Here is a 334-nt window from a genome sequence, read left to right on the forward strand (position 1 = left end):
TCTTCAACCCGTCGAACGAGGCGTGGTTCGGCACCTGGGGTCCGCCGCAGTTCCTGCGCCAGGCGCAGCTGCGCGCGATCGAGGAAGGGCTGCCGATCGTGCGCGCCACACCCAACAGCAATTCGTCGGTGATCTCCGCCGACGGCGAGGTGCTGGGCGTGGTGCCGCACCATCGCGCCGGGGCGATCGACCTGCCGATCCCGCCCGCGCGCGCGCCGACGCCGTTCGCGCAACTGGGCAATGCGATGGCGGCGATCGTCGGTGCCATGCTGGTGGCGATCGCATTTGCCATCCGCCGCCGCTCGCGATAGAGACATAAAGGCATCTTTATATC

1 pseudogene is annotated in these 334 nt (G+C 68.0%); it reads left to right on the forward strand.

Annotation, left to right across the window (positions count from 1 at the left end):
* A pseudogene (locus CVH10_RS25875) lies at positions 1-311 on the forward strand (hypothetical protein); the annotation flags it as partial.
* Positions 312-334: the final 23 nt, after the last annotated feature.

The organism is Halomonas sp. ND22Bw (assembly GCF_003011945.1).
In the GTDB taxonomy this organism is placed as follows: Bacteria; Pseudomonadota; Gammaproteobacteria; order Pseudomonadales; family Halomonadaceae; genus Halomonas; species Halomonas halophila.